Here is a 15,484-nt window from a genome sequence, read left to right as displayed (position 1 = left end):
CGCCTGTCGAGGCGGCGTCGGGTGGAATGTCGGTGTTTCGCTGCTAAACTCTGCCTCCAGAGGCTGAAGGCGTGGCGTGTTGGGTTACGGCCTGCGGCCTAACCCAACCTACGAGTGCACGGCGGGGGATGGTCAGGGGGCACGGGTGGCCAGGGGTGCAGGAATCAACGGCGAAGTGCGGCTGGCGGCGACAAGGGGAGGTGTGATCGAATGTGGTTCCTCGGGGCAGTGCTGGGGGCGATTCTTGCCGGGAGCATTCATTTCAGCCTGGCGATTGTCGGGGCCCTGATCGGCGGGGTTCTGGCCTGGCGCCTGAGCGCCAGGGGTCAGTCAGCGGAAGTGGATCGCCTGACGGCAATCGAGGCGCAGTTGGCGCGGCTGGAATCGAGGCTGCAGCGCTTGGAGCAGGGTCCGCTTGCGCCGACAGCGATGGCGGGACAGGGCGGCTCGCAGGAAGCGCTGGCCGAGGCCGGCGCGGACTCGCGATCGACGCCGATGCCGCAGGCCACGGAAGCTCTCCCGGTGGACGAGCCGATCCCCGCGCACGTGGCGGCGACGCCCGCGATGCCCTTGGCGGCGAGGGAAGCGGAAGGCCCGTTGTTCGACGTTCCAGCCTCTCGGGCGTCGACGGTCGGGCCGCCGCCCCCAACCGCGTCCCCGGTCCGCCCGCCCGCTCCCCCGGCGGAGGCCGCCGCCCCGCTCTGGGACCGGCTGCTGCGCGGCAACCTGATGGCGCGCGCCGGCGTCGTCGTGCTCTTCTTCGGCGTTGCTTTCCTGCTCAAGTACACCTATCAGCACGTGCAGGTGCCGATCGAACTGCGCCTGGCCGGCGTGGCGCTGGCGGCGGTGGTGCTGCTGGCCATCGGCTGGCGGCTGCGGCTGACGCGGGAGGGCTATGGGCTGGCGCTGCAGGGTGGCGGCGTCGGCCTGCTTTACCTGACGATTTTCGGCGCGTTGCGGCTGTTCGAGCTGCTTCCCGCCGGGCCGGCGTTCGCGCTGCTGCTGGCGGTGGCGGGGCTGTCGGCGGTGCTGGCGGTGCTGCAGGATTCACGCGCGCTGGCCGTGCTCGGCGCGTCCGGCGGCTTCCTGGCGCCGATCCTGGCGTCGACCGGAGCCGGCAGCCACGTTGCGCTGTTCAGCTACTACGCGGTACTCAACGGCGGCATTCTGGCGATCGCCTGGTTCAAGTCCTGGCGCGTGCTCAACGTCACCGGCTTCGTCTTCACTTTCGGCATTGCGACGGTCTGGGGCGTGCTGCGTTACTCGCCCGACGTCTATGCGACGACGGAGCCTTTCCTGGTCCTGTTCTTCCTGATGTACGTGGCGATTCCGGTACTCTTCTCGCGGCGCGAGGCCGGGCGTGTCGAGCGTTACCTCGATACGACACTGGTCTTCGGCGTGCCGCTGATCAGCTTTGGCCTGCAGGTCGGGCTGGTGCGCGGCTTCGCGTACGGCTCGGCATGGAGCGCGCTGACGCTCGGTACCTTCTACCTGGTGCTGGCACGCGCGCTGTGGGCACGCCGCGGCGAGGGGCTGCGGCTGCTCGTCGAGGCCTTCCTGGCGCTCGGCATGGTCTTCACGACGCTGGCCATCCCGCTCGCCTTCGACGGGCGCTGGACCTCTGCGGCGTGGGCACTCGAGGGCGCGGCGATCGTCTGGGTCGGCGTGCGGCAGCAGCGACTGCTGGCGCGGCTGTTCGGCATTCTGCTGCAGTTGCTCGGCGGTTTCTTTTACCTCGACGACCTGCACCAGCCCGTGGGTGCCTGGCCGGTAGTGAACAGCGTCTACCTCGGCGCTCTCTTGCTGGCCGTCGCCGGGCTGTTCTGCGCCTGGCTGCTGCAGCGGTGGCGGCACGAGCTGCGGCCTGCCGAGCGCTGGCTGGCGCCTGCCCTGTTCGCCTGGGGAGTCGCGTGGTGGGTCTTCGGTGGCCTGCACGAGATTGATCAGCACGTGCGCGTGGCGCTGCAGGGGAATTCGGCGCTCGCCTTCTTCACCGCTTCGTGCCTCGCCTTCAGCGGGCTGGCGCGGCGCTTGCCCTGGCCGGTGGCGCGCTATCCGGCGTTGGCGCTGCTGCCGCTGATGGGCCTGATCGCACTCGGCACCGTCGCTCAGGACGCGCATCCTTTTGCGCATCTCGGCTACCTGGTCTGGCCTCTCGCTTTCGCCGTTCACCTTGTCCTGCTGCGCCGACACGAGGCGGTGGGCAATCGCTGGTGCGAGTGGCTGCATGCCGGCGGCTTGTGGCTGCTGGCGGCACTTGGCGCCTGGGAAGTGAGCTGGGCGATCGACACCTGGGTCGCGGGCAAGGCGGCCTGGCCGTTGATTGCCTGGGCGCTGGTCCCCGGCGCGCTGCTCGTCCTGCTGGCCCTGCGCGGCGAACGGATCGCCTGGCCGGTGGCCGCTCACCGGCGCGCCTATCTGGTGATCGGAGCCTTGCCGCCGGCGCTTTTCCTGGCCGGCTGGTTTGTCCTCAGCAACGTCGTCTCCAACGGCGACCCGTGGCCGCTGCCCTACCTGCCACTGCTCAACCCGCTTGATCTGGCGCAGCTCGGTGCGTTGCTCGCGGTCGTCACCTGGTTCGTCGAAGTCCGCCGTCTCGGCCTGCCGCCGCTCGCCTCGGCACCGCTGTCGGCGGCCTGGGGCCTGGCCGGCGCTGCAGGCTTCTTCTGGAGTAACGCGACCTTGCTGCGCACCTTGCACCACTGGGCCGACGTACCGCTGCGGGTCCCGGATCTGATGGCCTCGGAACTGGTGCAGGCCTCGCTGTCGCTGTTCTGGACGCTGCTCGCCCTTGGCGCGATGCTCATCGCCACCCGGCGTTCCCGGCGCCCGTTGTGGCTGGTCGGCGCCGGGCTGATGGCGGTGGTGGTGGGCAAGTTGTTCCTGATCGACCTGTCGAATGTCGGCACTATCGCGCGTATCGTCTCCTTCCTCGGGGTTGGCGTGCTGATGCTGGTGATCGGCTACCTGGCACCGGTGCCACCGAAGCGCGAAGAAAGGGGGGCGGCATGCGATTGATGTTTACGGTTCTGTTCTGGCTGCTCAGTGGCGTGGCGGTCGCCGAGCAGCCGGGCGATTTCGCATTCGGCATGCCGATCGAGGTCAGCGGCGCCCAGGCCTTGTTCGAGGTCGAACTGCCGGCGGCGGTTCATGAAGGGGTAATGCGAGCCGATCTGGGCGACCTGCGGGTGTTCAATGCCGCCGGCGAGCCGGTGCCGCATGCCTTCCTGCCGAGGCCGCGCGCCTCGCGCGAGAAGGGCAAACCAGTCAGCCTGCCGTTCTTTGCCCTGCGTGGCGATGCCGTCGGCGGCGTCGAGGGCGTTGAAGTGCGGGTCGAACGGGGAACCGGCAAGACCGTATTGACGATGAAACCCGGTGATGGCAAGCCGCTGCGCCCGACGGCACTGCTCGGCTATGTGGTCGATGCCTCGCTCGTCGAGTCGCCTCTGCAGGCCCTGGTCCTCGAGTTGCCGGCGGGCGCGGACGATGTCGTGACGCGGCTGCGGGTCGAGGCGAGCGACGATCTGGCCAGGTGGACGACGCTGGTCGTTGACGCTCCGGTGGTCTATCTGGCGGCCGGCGGCCAGCGCCTCGAACAACTGCGTGTCGAGTTCCCGCCGCGCCAGGCCAGGTATTTCCGCTTGTCCTGGCCGGCGGCGGCGCGGCCGCTGGAGCTGCGCGGGCTGACGCTGGAACCGGGTGAAGCGGTAGTCGAAGCGCCGCGGCGATGGCGACAGGTACCCGGCAGCGCAGCCACGGACAAGGACGCGCGGGCGGGAGACTATGTCTTCGATCTTGGTGGGCAGTTCCCGGTTGATCGCTTGCGTGTCTCGCTGCCGCAGATCAATAGCGTGGCGGCGATCGAAATCCTGGCGCGTGCCGGCGCCGGCGACGCCTGGCGGCGCGTTGCCGTGAGCACGGCATACCGGCTGGGTGCGCCCGGCCAGGAAGTGGTGAGTCCAGACCTGCCGGTGTCGCTGACGACCGATCGCTACTGGCTCTTGCGGGTTGATCAGCGTGGCGGCGGGCTCGGCGCCGGCACGCTCGAACTCGGCGTCGGCTGGCTGCCGCAGCGCCTGGTTTTTGCCGCCCGCGGAGCGGCACCCTTTCAGCTTGCCTATGGCAGCCGCCGCGCCAGCCCCGTCGCCTATCCCGTGTCTACGCTGGTTCCCGGCTACCGCGCTGACGACGACGGCGCACCTGCTGCCATCCCGCTGGGCCGGGCGACGACGGGTGCCGTGTTGACGCTGGCCGGCGACAGCGCGCTGCGCGAGCCGGTCGACTGGCAGCGCTGGACCTTGTGGGGAAGCCTGCTCCTGGGCGTGGTGTTGCTCGGATGGATGGCGCTGCGGCTGGGCCGGCAACTGTCCGGGGCGAGGAGCGAGCCGCCAGGGAACGGCCCGGGCGCCGCCTGAGGCGTCTCCCGGCAAGTGGTCTCCGGCTCGTCACCTTCTCGGGCGGCGGCGGCCTTCGTCGTGGCGGCGGCAACTCGCTGGGTGTGCTCTCGTTTCCGCTATGCTCAGGACCAGGCCGGCGTGCGCCCGTTCTCGTGCAGCATCAGGCCATTACGGAGTGCGCCGCCGGTGGGCAGCTGGCCCTCATGGCGGGTGGGCGAGCGATGCAGTTGCAGTTGGCCGTACCTGTGCGAGGCAAGCAGGGCGAAGTCGAAACGATCGACTTGCGCGCAGAGTGCGAGATCGTCGGCCGGCAGGTTGCGGTTGGTGCCGGCCAGAAAGCGGCGACCAAAATCCGAGTTGCGCACGCGCGCGGAGTACAGCTCGGGGTCGGGGTCTTCGCCGTGCAGCAGCGCATCCAGATAATCGGCACAGGCGATGTCTTCATCGCCGTCGCGGTCGACCCATTCGCCGGTGACCACGAAGCAGACTTCGGCCGGATCGAGTTCGAGCAGTGCCCTGGCGGTGGCGCGACCGAGGACCAGACTGCCGGCGAACAATGCGCGTGCATGCCGGAAACGTGAGAGACCGCGCACGCCGGCGGCGGTCGTCTGAATCAACGGCCGGCCGGCCAGATTGGCGCCTCGGAGGGCCGACGGCGAATTGCCGAAATCAAAGCCCGGGATCGGGTCGCCACCACCGATGGCGCCGGTGGTGACGGCATCCGGCAGCTGCCGCTGCAGGCGGAACGCCCCGGCGATGGTGTCTACCGGGTAGATGGCGCTGGCACCGGCAGCAAAGCCGTAGGCGGCGGTCGTGAACGAGCGCAACACGTCGATGACGACGACCGCATCGGTGGGCTCGTGTGCCGGATCAAGGCGATTCAGGAAAAGGCGGCGGGTGCGCATGGGGCTGGCATTCCTCGGCTGGTGGGTGGCGCGGTGCAAGGCTCCGAAGTATCCCCGATCGCGGCAGACGGGTCAAACCTGGCGGGCGACAGCGGCAATCCCCTGCCGGGAAGCGGCGTTGTCGATGCCGGATCGCCGGCGACGGTAGATGGGCCGTGCGCTCGCTTGGCCCGGAAGTCTGTAGAATCCGTGCAGCGACGCACCGATGACGCACTTGGGGGAGAGGCGATGGACAAGCTGGTGGAGATTGAAGAGGCGATCGGCAAGCACGCGACGTGGATGTCGCACATCCGGGAAGCCGTCCTCGAAGCGCCGGCGGGGATCGACGTGGAGAGCATTCGGGCGGACGACCGGTGCGAGTTCGGACAGTGGCTTTACGCCTCACACTGGCTGCCGGAGGAACGTGCGACCGAATACTATCAGGACGTACGGCGCGTGCACGCGGCTTTCCACGACTTGGCGGCCAAGGTCGCCATGTTGGCAGCTTCCGGCCGGGCGGTCGAAGCCTACACCCTGCTGTACGGCGAGTACGTCACCATGTCTGGACGACTGGCGATTGCCCTGCGCGCGTGGCAGGCGGCCTTGCGGCGTGGTGACTGACTCGAGAGGATAGCCCCTCTGCCGTCAGAAACGAGCGTGCAGACGGTTGCGCGCATCTCGAGCCACGGGATCGACGCAGCCCATCGCCATGCAGCGTACCGCGAGCTCATCGATGCGGCGCAGACGACGACTGAGCTCGCGGGCCAGATTCAGGACGATCAGGGTAAAGGTCGGCATGTCGGACTCATAGATGCGGAAGAGGTCGCCGTTGCAGAGCGCCAGCGCCGTGACGGGTTCGAGGGCACTTACCGTTGCCGATCGACGCTGCATGTCGATCACCTCCATTTCGCCAAAGACATCGCCGACGCCCAGCACGGCGATTCGCCTGCCGGGCCCGTCATCGACCTCCGGGCCGGCTTTCAATACCTCGACCGCGCCCGTGCAGATCAGGAACATGGTGTCGCCGTCGTCGCCCTCGCGGACGATGACCTCGCCGGCAGCGAAGGTCACTTCCCGCAACAAAGGCACGATCGCCTCCATGGCATGGTCGTCAACGCCGCCGAACAGCGGCTGCTCCTGCAGGAATTGGGCTGTCGTCATCGGGTCCCCCTCATGGCGCATCGGGTTTCGCTAATGAGCTTCCCATTGTGCACCGCGCGCGCGCGAAAGAGAAGGTCAAGAACCGCTGGCGATGACCACAGGCGGCTGGACGTCCTCTCAAGACGCAGCGAAAGCGCTGCCCTGGGGTAAAATCGGGCAATGGACGACGAATACTTCATGCGCGAGGCGTTATCCCTGGCGCAGGCGGCCGAGTGCCTCGGTGAAGTCCCGGTTGGTGCGCTGGTCGTGCGCGATGGCGTGATCGTCGGCCGCGGCTTCAACTCGCCGATTGGCGAGCACGATCCCACCGCCCACGCTGAAATTGCCGCCCTGCGCGACGCGGCACGCACGCTACGCAACTATCGCCTGCCCGGTTGCGAACTGTTCGTCACCCTGGAACCCTGTGCGATGTGCGCTGGGGCGATGCTTCAGGCACGCCTCGCTCGACTGGTCTATGGCGCCCGTGATCCGAAAACCGGCGTCCATGGCAGCGTCGTCGACCTCTTTGCTGTCGGACGCCTCAACCACCACACCCAGGTCGTCGGCGGCGTTCTGGCCGCGGAGTGCGGCCGCTTGCTATCCGATTTCTTTGCGGCGCGGCGTCGCGGGAGGAGCGAATGAGCCTGCAGATCCGCATTTCGATCGGGCGCCAGACCCTGACCTTGCTCGACGGGGCAGGGGAGGTTCTGCGCGTCTATTCGGTGTCCACGGCGGCGAAGGGGCCTGGCGAACTCAGCGGCAGTCATTGCACACCGCGCGGTCGGCATCTCGTACGAGCCAGGATCGGTACCGGCCAGCCGGAAAACACGGTTTTCGTCGCCCGCCGGCCGACGGGCGAGATTTACAGTCGGCAACTGGGCGAGCAGTTTCCCAGGCGTGACTGGATTCTGACGCGGATACTCTGGCTGTCCGGCTGCGAAGCGGGGCGCAACCGGCTCGGCGAGGTCGATACGATGCGTCGCTACGTCTACATCCATGGCAGCCCCGACAGTACGCCGATGGGTCGCCCCGGCTCGATCGGCTGTATCCGCATGCACAACGCCGATATCATCGAGCTCTTCGATCTGGTAGCGCCCTACACGCCGGTCGATATCACCGAGGACTGAAAGGTCTCGCAGACTTCGCCGATAGCCACGGCGCCGGCGCCGAAGCTGCGTTCGGCGAGGCTGGTCTGCCCGTCCCGGCGCCTGGTGATGAGTGTCGCCGCGCGCGTCCCGTAGTTTGCCGAACTGACGAAGACGGCCGAGAGAATACGCTCCCATTCGAGCGGCACGCCGGTTGCCGGCAGATGGGTGTCGGCAACGATTTCCTGGTCGCCGAGCAGCGAGAAAAAGGCCGCCTGCGCCGGCAAGGTGGCCAGCGCGTCGGCAAAGGCCGCTTTGGCGCTGGCGAGTTTTGGCCAGGGCGTATCGAGGAGATGGTTGGACAGGCCGTAGATCCCGGGCGGCAGCCAGCGGGGCCGCCGGTCGCCACGGTTCGAGTAGTAGCCCAGCGACTCATGGTCGCCGACGAAGAGGTTGAAGCCGTTGTAGGCCGCGCCAGCGGCGGCTGTTTGCGCCAGATATGCGGCCGGGGGATCGTTGCCGGCGAGGAAATCGGCGACCAGGGCACCCCGCGAGCGAGCGGTGGCGACTGGCTGGGCGCCTTCGCGGTAGTTGGTCAAGGCGGCGAATCGCTGGCCGCGGCTGATTCCCAACCAGGTGCCGCCGGCTTCGAGATCGCGCCCGGCGAGAATCTGGGGGGCTTCTGGCCAGAAAGCGGCAGGTGCCGAGGGACGTACGAAGAACTCGTCGCGATTGGCGGCGACGACCAGCGGGTAACCGGGGTGCACCCGCCAGGCAAGCAGGATCAGGCACATCGGCGATGCGTCCGGGCTGGCGCTAGCCGTCGAGCAACTCGAGGTCGACACGCGGCCCGCCCGGAGCGGCCAGAGCCAGATCACCGCCGGCGACAAAATTCTCCTGCACCACCGCCAGCGCATCGTATCCGCCGGCGGGCGCCGGAGCGGCATTGGTGACCATGCCGCAGGGATGGTCCGGGCTGGTCGCCGAATAGATGGTGTCGCCAGCCGCCAGTGGGCTGGCCGAATGCGCACGATAGAGGTGGCGCTTGACCTTGCCCAGATACTGCGTGCGGGCGATGATTTCCTGGCCGGGATAGCAGCCCTTGTGGAAACTGACCCCGCCGAGCCGTTCGAAATTGGCCATCTGGGGAACGAATTCCTCGCGGGTGCGCTCGGTGATCAACGGAATGCCGGCCTGGATGTCCAGCCATTGCCAGACGGCGGTGCCCACCGGGCGGGCGTGCGCCGCCAGTCGCCGCCAGAGCGCGGCGGCGTCCTCGGTGCTGGTGACGATCTGGAAACGAGCACTATCGAGACGGATGACCAGGCCCGCACTGCCAACCGCAGTGTTCAGCGGCCCGTCAGGAACCGGCAGGCCGAGCGCCTGCAGGGCTTCGACCGCGTGCGGCCCGGCAAGGCCGAAGATTTCGCGGTTGCCGGAAAGGTCGACGATCGTCACCTTGCTGCGCAGGACGAACATCTGCAGTCGCTTGACGATCATCGTCAGCAGATCGGCGGAAAGCTGCAGCTGATAGTCGGCGCCGCTACGGAAGACGAGAAAACTGGCGAGCATGCGGCCCTTGGCGGAACACCACGCGGAATGCTGCGCGGCATCGGTCGCCAGATGCTTGATGTCGCTGGTGACCTGGTTGTGCAGAAAGACGGCAGCCTCAGGCCCGCCAACCGCGATCAGCCGCAGATGGGTCAAAGGCGAGACGATCGGTGCGGTGCAGGCTGCGCTCAGTTCGCCCGGCGGATCGCCGAAATCGGTGACCAGATCCTGGTCGATGCGAGCACCGGTCGCCGCGAGGAATTCATGCCAGATCGAGTTCATCGTTGTTTCGTTTCCATCAAGTACAGGTAGAGAGTCGCCGGCGGGGCGGCCGATGTCGGGTCGGGTAGCGCCTTGGCAGCACCAGGGCATCGACCGCGGGTAGCGGCAGGCGCTTGCGTGCCATGGGTTTCGGCTATTATAGAGCCTCTCGCCGCCCATTCTCCCGTCCCCGCCCCGCGGCCTCCTGGCTGCGCTGCATTGATGCACAAACTCCTCGGCAAGCTGTTCCTTCTCGGTGCTCTCGTGCTCGCAGTTCTGGCTGCCGCTTTCGCGTGGGTGGCGCTGTCACCGATCGGGATGCAGCGCGAACCGGTCGAGTTCACCGTCGCCCCCGGCAGCAGTCTGCGCGCCGTCACCCGTGAGATCGCAGCGGCCGGTGCAGACCTCGACCCCTGGCTACTGCTGTTGCTCGGCAAACTGATGCGCGTCGAGGCGTCCATCAAGGCCGGAAGTTACCAGATCGGACAGGGCGTCACGCCGCTCGATCTGTTGCGGAAACTCAGCCGCGGCGACGTCACGCAGGCCGAACTCGCCTTCATCGAAGGGTGGACGTTCCGGCAGATGCGCGAGCGCCTCGATGCGCACCCGGACCTTCGCCACGAGACCGTCGGACTGTCCGAACCCGAGATCATGCGCCTGCTCGGGGCGCCGAACGATGCCGCCGAGGGCGTCTTCTTCCCCGATACCTACCTCTTTGCCAAACGCAGCAGCGACGTCGATCTGCTGGCCCGGGCCTATCGCGCGATGCGCCGCCATCTGGCGCGCGAGTGGCCGGCCAGGGAGGAGGGGCTTCCCTACCGCGATGCCTACCAGGCCTTGATCATGGCGTCGATCGTCGAGAAGGAAACCGGGCGCGACGTCGATCGAGCGCAGATCGCCGGCGTATTCGTCAACCGCCTGCGGCAGGGCATGCTGCTGCAGACCGACCCGACCGTAATCTACGGCCTGGGCGAGCGTTTCGACGGCAATCTGCGCAAGCGCGACCTGCTCGCCGACACGCCCTACAACACCTATGCGCGCGCGGGTCTGCCGCCGACACCGATCGCGATGCCCGGTCTGGCGTCCCTGCAGGCGGCGTTGCATCCGTCGCGCACCGAGGCCTTGTATTTTGTCGCACGCGGCGACGGCAGCAGTCATTTCTCACGCACTCTCGACGAACATCGGCAGGCCGTGACGCGCTATCAGCGAGGTGGCAAGTCTTGAGTTCAGACGAGAGCCGACGGCGCGGCAAGTTCATCACTTTCGAGGGGATCGACGGGGCGGGCAAGAGCAGCCATATTGCGGGGGTGGCCGCTTTCCTTCGCCGGCGTGGTCTGCAGGTTCTGACAACCCGTGAACCCGGGGGTACGCCACTCGGCGAAGCGCTGCGCGAACTGCTGCTGCACGAAGCGATGCACCTCGAAACCGAAGCGCTGCTGATGTTCGCCGCCCGGCGCGAACACTTGGCACGCGTCATCGAACCCGCCCTGGAACGGGGCGACTGGGTCGTCTGCGACCGCTTCAGCGACGCCACCTATGCCTACCAGAGTGGCGGACGCGGGCTTGAACGCAAGAAGTTCGCGCAACTTGAAGAATGGGTGCACTCCCACCTGCAGCCGGACCTGACCCTGCTGTTCGACCTGTCGTCTTCGATTGCGAGCGGGAGAATCGTCGCGCAAGCGCGCGAACTCGATCGCTTCGAACAGGAGCGGAGCGACTTTCACGAGCGTGTGCGACGCGCCTATCTCGAGCGCGCCATCGCAGCGCCACAGCGCATACAGATCATCGACGCCGAGCAAGCGCCGGAGGCAATCAAGAAAATGATTGAAGATATCATTGCAATACATTGTTTATGAATATTATTCAATTACACGACCAGGTCTGGCAACAGTTGCGCGCGCGACGAGCACAACTGCCGCACGCGCTCCTCATCACCGGTCAACGGGGTATCGGCAAGTTCGATCTGGCCCGCCGCTTCGCCGAGTCCCTGCTCTGTGAGAACGTCACGCCGGCCGGTAGCGCCTGTGGCAGTTGTCTGGCCTGTGGCTGGCTGGCCCAGGGCAACCACCCGGACCTGCGCCTGTTGCAGCCGGATGCGCTGGCCGAAAACGAGAGCAGCGAGGCGGTCGAAGGCGAGGGCGGCGGCGGCAGGAAGAAGGCGAGCCAGCAGATCACCATCGATCAGGTGCGCGGCCTCGACGCCTTCCTGCATCTCGGTACCCACCGCCACGGAGTGCGTGTGGTGCTGCTCAGTCCCGCAGAAGCGATGAATCGCGCCACCGCCAATGCACTTCTCAAATCACTCGAAGAACCAATCGCAAATACTCTATTTATATTGGTAGCAAGTGAACCCCACCGCTTGCTGCCGACCATCCGCAGCCGCTGTCAGTCGGTTCCGGTGCGACGGCCATCACGACACCTTGCGGTGCAATGGCTGGGCCAGGCCGGCGTCAACGACGCCATTGACGACTGGCTGGCACTGGCCGGCGGCTCGCCCCTCCTGGCGGTCGAGCTCGCCGGCAGCGGCGAGCGAGCGTTGCTCGATGCGCTGCTCGCCCAGGTCGCGCGCACCGAGGGGTTTGACCCGCTGGCGGCGGCTGCCAACCTGGACAAACTGGTCAAGGCCGACAAGCGCCCAGCGCCGCTCAAGAGGACGCTCGATTGGGCGCAGAAATGGCTTTTCGACCTGACTCTGGCAAGTGCCGGCCTTTCTCCACGCTATTTTCTGCCGCAGGCGTCGCTACTCCAGCGTCTGGCACGGGCGACCGATACGGGCAAGCTCTTGGCATTCAACCGAAAGGCGCTACAATACAAGGCCCAGTGCGAACAACCCTTGAATAGCCGCCTGTTTCTTGAAGACTTTTTTCTGAATTACGCGGGGCTTTTCCGAACCTCCTGAGGGGACATGCCAGAACCAGACCAGCCGAAGGCGGCCGCACCCGCAGGACCGAGGCCGACAGTCCTGTCGCTCAACATCAACTCGAAGTCGGCACTGTATGCGGCGTTCATGCCCTTCCTGCGCCATGGCGGCATCTTTGTTCCGACGACCCGCAACTATGCGCTGGGCGACGAAGTCTTCATGCTCCTGTCGCTGATGGACGATCCCGCGAAGCTGCCGATCGCCGGAACGGTGGTCTGGATTACTCCGGTGGGTGCGCAGAACAACAAGGCGCAGGGAATCGGTGTTCATTTCAAGGGCGACGATTCCGGCATCGAAGCGCGGCGGCGGATCGAAGGTCTTCTCGGTGGGGTGATGCAGTCCGGCCGCCCGACTCACACCATCTGACGGGATGCGGATGCTCGTCGATTCGCACTGTCACCTGGATTTTCCCGAGCTCGCGGCGCGCCTCCCGGCGATCATCGACTTGATGACCAGCAACGGGGTCGGCTGCGCCGTCTGCATCGGCGTCACCCTGGAGGAGTTGCCGCGCGTTCTGGCGCTCGCCGAGGCGTGGCCGCCGCTGCTGGCTTCGGTCGGTGTGCATCCCGAGTCGACCGGGGTGCGCGAACCGACAGTCGGCGAACTCGTCGAACTCGCCCGCCATCCGCGAGTCATCGCCATTGGCGAGACCGGCCTGGATTACTACTGGCACAAGGACGCGCCGGAGTGGCAGCGCGAGCGCTTTCGCACCCATATCCGCGCCGCCCGCGCCGCCGGCAAGCCGCTGGTGGTGCACACTCGCGATGCCGGTGCCGATACCTTGCGGTTAATGGCAGAGGAGGGCGCCGGCGAGGCCGGCGGGATCATGCACTGTTTCACCGAGACCTGGGAGGTTGCCGCGGCGGCACTGGATCAGGGTTTCTACCTCTCCATGTCGGGAATCGTCACCTTCAGGAAGGCTCTGACGGTGCGGGAGGTGGCACAGCGCATCCCGCTCGACCGCCTCCTGGTCGAGACCGACTCACCGTACCTGGCGCCGGTTCCCTATCGCGGCAAGATCAACCAGCCGGGCTACGTGAGGCATGTCGCCGAAGAGATCGCGCAATTGCGTGGCCTGCGCTATGAAGACGTCGTCGACGCTACGACGGAGAACTTCTTTCGCCTGTTTCCTGAAGCCCGTACGAAAGTTGCCCAATGAAAAGAACCCTCGCCGTACTGTTTGCCCTGCTGCTTCTGCCGATCGTTGCCGCGGCGGGCGTCTATGAAGACATGGAAGAAGCCCTGATTTCCGGCGACACCGCCTGGGCGATCAAGCTGATCAACCGCGGCATGGACGTCAATTCAGTGGATGCCGCAGGCAACACGCTGTTGATGCAGACCGTCAATCGCGACAACCAGGAATTCTTCGATTACTTGTTGAAGCGCCGCGCCCGCATCAACACCCGTAACCGCAATGGCGAGACCGCGCTGAGCCTGGCGGCCTATCGCGGCAAGCTGCATTTCGTGCAGCGCCTGGTCGACTCCGGCGCCGACGTCAATCTCTACGGCTGGCCACCGCTGATCTACGCGGCCTTCAATGGTCACACCGCGGTCGCCGAGTACCTGCTGAAGAAGGGCGCCGAGGTCAACGGGACGACCGAGAACGGTTCGACGGCGCTGCTCTTTGCCGCTCGTTTCGGGCACATCGAAGTGGTCGAGCTGCTGCTGCTGAACAAAGCCGATCCGAACATCGCCAATGAGCGTGGGGCGACTGCCATCGACTGGGCTCTGAAGACCGACAACACCGATATTGCCGATCTCCTGCGCAAGGCCGGTGGGCGGGCCGGCGATCAGCCCGCCGGCCCGCCTTCACGATGAACAGCAGGCAAGGGGCGAATGCGCACCTTGCCTGCCTGTAGTGCCCGGCTGAGGATGCGGTAGATCTCGGGGTCGAAGCGGCGGTGCCAGTGCGGTCCGTCGGCCAGGTAGGCCTGCAGGGTTTCTTCGCAACGCGCTGTGCCGATATGGCGCCACCGGTCGATCAAGTGAATGTCCTCGCGCATCCCGAAGTCGTCGCGTTCGAGCAGGGCAATCGGCCCTCGGTAGGGCCAGGCCCGCAGCCTGAACTTCGCCAGCGCGGTCAGCAAGCGGGCACCATGCACGGCGGCGGCCTCCTTGCCGATACAGGCGCCACGGCAGTTCTTCTGGCGGTAAGCGGAACAGGCCTCGCCTCTGGCCGTTTCTTCGAGCCCCAACTGCTGGTGGCACAAGCGCTGGCCATCGGCCAACCGGCGCAAGGCGCGCAAGGCCTCGCGACGATTCGGGTACACGCCGAACAGGTCGTCGGCAACAGCAAAATCGCGATCCGCGGAGAAAACGAGTTGCGGCCGGAAGCCACCCCCTGCGCTTCGCTGAAGTTGCCAGGAACAGAGTTCGCCGGCGGCGTCCCCAGGTTCCGCCGCAAGCCCGGACTCGGTGGCGGTCGCGCGCGCGAGTTCGATCTCGTGCAAGCGAGCGCCGACTTCGCCGGCGGCATCGCGCCACTCGATGCGCCAGGTGTCGCGAATGAGCGCCGTGTCACGGTTGGCGGCGGCAAAATGTGCCAGGACCTGCTGGCGGACATTACCGGTTCGCCTGACCAGCAAGCGTCGACCATCAGCGCCGAGGAAGGCATAGGCGCCTGCCGCCTCGGGCAGGTCGTCGATCACGGCGGCATCGATCTGCGGCGGCAGCTCGGGTCGGCCGACGATGGTGGCCACGGCACTGCGCACGGTTTCCGATGCCAGATCCTTGTGCCAGCACTGCCACAGCTCCCACAAGATGCGCGCATCGGCGAGGGCCCGATGGCGATTCCCTGCAACTTTGAGGCCATGGCGGGTGACCAGCGCATCGAGGTTGTGGCGATGGTGTTCGGGGAACAGCTTGCGCGAAAGCTTGACCGTACAAAGCGTCGGGGTTCGGAACTCGACACCTAGTCGTTTGAACTCGCACTGCAGGAAACCGTAGTCGAAGCGCGCGTTATGCGCGACCAACAGCCGCCCGCGCAGCCTGTCCAGCAAGGTTGGCGCCAGTTGGCGAAAGGTCGGTGCACTGCCGACCATCGCATCGTCGATGCCGGTCAGCCGCGTGATGAAAGGCGAGATTGGTGCTTCGGGATTGACCAGCACGCTCCACTCGCGCACACCGTCGGCGTCCACTTCGACCAGGCCGACCTCAATCACCCGGTCGCTGGCGAAGTTCGCTCCACTCGTCTCGAGATCGACAAAAACCAGAGGTTCCAGCGCAAGAAGAGGATTCAACGGCATG

At 66.5% G+C, this 15,484-nt stretch carries 16 protein-coding genes; 11 read left to right on the top strand and 5 right to left on the bottom strand.

Going from position 1 to position 15,484, the window contains the following annotated elements; translation table 11 throughout:
• Positions 1–210: 210 nt before the first annotated feature.
• Positions 211–3,018, top strand: coding sequence for a DUF2339 domain-containing protein (locus CAP2UW1_RS12375; RefSeq protein ID WP_015766955.1), 2,808 nt, complete (start codon positions 211–213; stop codon positions 3,016–3,018).
• Positions 3,009–4,415 carry a DUF3999 domain-containing protein gene (locus CAP2UW1_RS23830; RefSeq protein WP_015766954.1) on the top strand — a complete coding sequence of 469 codons (1,407 nt, stop codon included), beginning with the start codon at positions 3,009–3,011 and terminating at the stop codon, positions 4,413–4,415. The genes CAP2UW1_RS12375 and CAP2UW1_RS23830 overlap by 10 nt, the downstream gene beginning before the upstream one ends.
• 104 nt (positions 4,416–4,519) lie before the next feature.
• On the opposite strand, the gene CAP2UW1_RS12365 is transcribed toward CAP2UW1_RS23830, so the two are convergent.
• Entirely contained in the window at positions 4,520–5,302 is a 783-nt protein-coding gene (locus CAP2UW1_RS12365) for a 2-phosphosulfolactate phosphatase (RefSeq protein ID WP_015766953.1), read from the bottom strand.
• A 228-nt stretch (positions 5,303–5,530) separates the two neighbouring features.
• Here CAP2UW1_RS12365 and CAP2UW1_RS12360 point away from each other — a divergent pair, with 228 nt between their 5' ends.
• Positions 5,531–5,902: a CZB domain-containing protein gene (locus tag CAP2UW1_RS12360; RefSeq protein WP_015766952.1), complete on the top strand. Its 372-nt coding sequence runs from the start codon at positions 5,531–5,533 to the stop codon at positions 5,900–5,902.
• A gap of 24 nt (positions 5,903–5,926) precedes the next feature.
• On the opposite strand, the gene CAP2UW1_RS12355 is transcribed toward CAP2UW1_RS12360, so the two are convergent.
• Complete coding sequence (locus tag CAP2UW1_RS12355; RefSeq protein ID WP_015766951.1) at positions 5,927–6,442, bottom strand: cyclic nucleotide-binding domain-containing protein; 516 nt, start codon at positions 6,440–6,442, stop codon at positions 5,927–5,929.
• A gap of 159 nt (positions 6,443–6,601) precedes the next feature.
• Here CAP2UW1_RS12355 and tadA point away from each other — a divergent pair, with 159 nt between their 5' ends.
• Positions 6,602–7,063, top strand: a complete 462-nt coding sequence (gene tadA, locus CAP2UW1_RS12350) for a tRNA adenosine(34) deaminase TadA (RefSeq protein ID WP_015766950.1) — start codon at positions 6,602–6,604, stop codon at positions 7,061–7,063.
• Between the two features lie 2 nt (positions 7,064–7,065).
• Positions 7,066–7,548, top strand: coding sequence for a L,D-transpeptidase (locus CAP2UW1_RS12345; RefSeq protein WP_041568455.1), 483 nt, complete (start codon positions 7,066–7,068; stop codon positions 7,546–7,548).
• Here the strand turns inward: CAP2UW1_RS12345 and CAP2UW1_RS12340 are convergent.
• Both CAP2UW1_RS12340 and ygfZ read right to left on the bottom strand, forming a co-directional pair.
• Positions 7,518–8,300 (bottom strand): NRDE family protein, encoded by a 783-nt coding sequence (locus CAP2UW1_RS12340; protein ID WP_015766948.1) that lies wholly within the window; start codon positions 8,298–8,300, stop codon positions 7,518–7,520. The two genes, CAP2UW1_RS12345 and CAP2UW1_RS12340, sit on opposite strands and share 31 nt — an antisense overlap.
• Positions 8,301–8,322: 22 nt before the next feature.
• Positions 8,323–9,339 carry a CAF17-like 4Fe-4S cluster assembly/insertion protein YgfZ gene (gene ygfZ / locus CAP2UW1_RS12335; protein ID WP_015766947.1) on the bottom strand — a complete coding sequence of 339 codons (1,017 nt, stop codon included), beginning with the start codon at positions 9,337–9,339 and terminating at the stop codon, positions 8,323–8,325.
• Between the two features lie 201 nt (positions 9,340–9,540).
• Between ygfZ and mltG the strand changes: the two genes are divergently transcribed.
• The 6 genes from mltG to CAP2UW1_RS12305 are packed head-to-tail and all read left to right on the top strand — an operon-like array spanning position 9,541 to position 14,056.
• Positions 9,541–10,542, top strand: coding sequence for an endolytic transglycosylase MltG (gene mltG / locus CAP2UW1_RS12330; protein WP_015766946.1), 1,002 nt, complete (start codon positions 9,541–9,543; stop codon positions 10,540–10,542).
• A complete protein-coding gene (gene tmk / locus CAP2UW1_RS12325) occupies positions 10,539–11,174 on the top strand; it encodes a dTMP kinase (protein ID WP_015766945.1) in 636 nt (211 codons plus the stop codon). The genes mltG and tmk overlap by 4 nt, the downstream gene beginning before the upstream one ends.
• Positions 11,171–12,217 (top strand): DNA polymerase III subunit delta', encoded by a 1,047-nt coding sequence (gene holB / locus CAP2UW1_RS12320; protein ID WP_015766944.1) that lies wholly within the window; start codon positions 11,171–11,173, stop codon positions 12,215–12,217. Before tmk ends, holB begins: the two co-directional genes overlap by 4 nt.
• A 6-nt stretch (positions 12,218–12,223) precedes the next feature.
• On the top strand, positions 12,224–12,604 hold the full coding sequence (locus CAP2UW1_RS12315) for a PilZ domain-containing protein (protein WP_015766943.1): 381 nt from the start codon (positions 12,224–12,226) through the stop codon (positions 12,602–12,604).
• Positions 12,605–12,614: 10 nt separating this feature from the next.
• Positions 12,615–13,397 carry a TatD family hydrolase gene (locus CAP2UW1_RS12310; RefSeq protein ID WP_015766942.1) on the top strand — a complete coding sequence of 261 codons (783 nt, stop codon included), beginning with the start codon at positions 12,615–12,617 and terminating at the stop codon, positions 13,395–13,397.
• Positions 13,394–14,056 carry an ankyrin repeat domain-containing protein gene (locus CAP2UW1_RS12305; protein WP_015766941.1) on the top strand — a complete coding sequence of 221 codons (663 nt, stop codon included), beginning with the start codon at positions 13,394–13,396 and terminating at the stop codon, positions 14,054–14,056. Before CAP2UW1_RS12310 ends, CAP2UW1_RS12305 begins: the two co-directional genes overlap by 4 nt.
• On the opposite strand, the gene CAP2UW1_RS12300 is transcribed toward CAP2UW1_RS12305, so the two are convergent.
• Entirely contained in the window at positions 14,029–15,483 is a 1,455-nt protein-coding gene (locus CAP2UW1_RS12300; protein WP_015766940.1) for a 3'-5' exonuclease family protein, read from the bottom strand. The two genes, CAP2UW1_RS12305 and CAP2UW1_RS12300, sit on opposite strands and share 28 nt — an antisense overlap.
• Between the last annotated feature and the right edge of the window lies 1 nt (position 15,484).

The organism is Candidatus Accumulibacter phosphatis (assembly GCF_000024165.1).
Taxonomy (GTDB): Bacteria; Pseudomonadota; Gammaproteobacteria; order Burkholderiales; family Rhodocyclaceae; genus Accumulibacter; species Accumulibacter phosphatis.
Note: the sequence above shows the minus strand (reverse complement) of the source record. Positions and strands in the feature narration are given on the sequence as shown.

What these genes read in the sequence shown, in the direction of transcription:
- CAP2UW1_RS12355 (WP_015766951.1), bottom strand. Translation starts at nt 6,442, where the DNA reads ATGACGACAGCCCAATTCCTGCAGGAGCAGCCGCTGTTCGGCGGCGTT.
- mltG (WP_015766946.1), top strand. Translation starts at nt 9,541, where the DNA reads ATGCACAAACTCCTCGGCAAGCTGTTCCTTCTCGGTGCTCTCGTGCTC.
- holB (WP_015766944.1), top strand. Translation starts at nt 11,171, where the DNA reads ATGAATATTATTCAATTACACGACCAGGTCTGGCAACAGTTGCGCGCG.
- CAP2UW1_RS12310 (WP_015766942.1), top strand. Translation starts at nt 12,615, where the DNA reads ATGCTCGTCGATTCGCACTGTCACCTGGATTTTCCCGAGCTCGCGGCG.
- tadA (WP_015766950.1), top strand. Translation starts at nt 6,602, where the DNA reads ATGGACGACGAATACTTCATGCGCGAGGCGTTATCCCTGGCGCAGGCG.
- CAP2UW1_RS12300 (WP_015766940.1), bottom strand. Translation starts at nt 15,483, where the DNA reads ATGCCGTTGAATCCTCTTCTTGCGCTGGAACCTCTGGTTTTTGTCGAT.
- CAP2UW1_RS12340 (WP_015766948.1), bottom strand. Translation starts at nt 8,300, where the DNA reads ATGTGCCTGATCCTGCTTGCCTGGCGGGTGCACCCCGGTTACCCGCTG.
- CAP2UW1_RS23830 (WP_015766954.1), top strand. Translation starts at nt 3,009, where the DNA reads ATGCGATTGATGTTTACGGTTCTGTTCTGGCTGCTCAGTGGCGTGGCG.
- ygfZ (WP_015766947.1), bottom strand. Translation starts at nt 9,339, where the DNA reads ATGAACTCGATCTGGCATGAATTCCTCGCGGCGACCGGTGCTCGCATC.
- CAP2UW1_RS12365 (WP_015766953.1), bottom strand. Translation starts at nt 5,302, where the DNA reads ATGCGCACCCGCCGCCTTTTCCTGAATCGCCTTGATCCGGCACACGAG.
- CAP2UW1_RS12375 (WP_015766955.1), top strand. Translation starts at nt 211, where the DNA reads ATGTGGTTCCTCGGGGCAGTGCTGGGGGCGATTCTTGCCGGGAGCATT.
- CAP2UW1_RS12315 (WP_015766943.1), top strand. Translation starts at nt 12,224, where the DNA reads ATGCCAGAACCAGACCAGCCGAAGGCGGCCGCACCCGCAGGACCGAGG.
- CAP2UW1_RS12305 (WP_015766941.1), top strand. Translation starts at nt 13,394, where the DNA reads ATGAAAAGAACCCTCGCCGTACTGTTTGCCCTGCTGCTTCTGCCGATC.
- CAP2UW1_RS12360 (WP_015766952.1), top strand. Translation starts at nt 5,531, where the DNA reads ATGGACAAGCTGGTGGAGATTGAAGAGGCGATCGGCAAGCACGCGACG.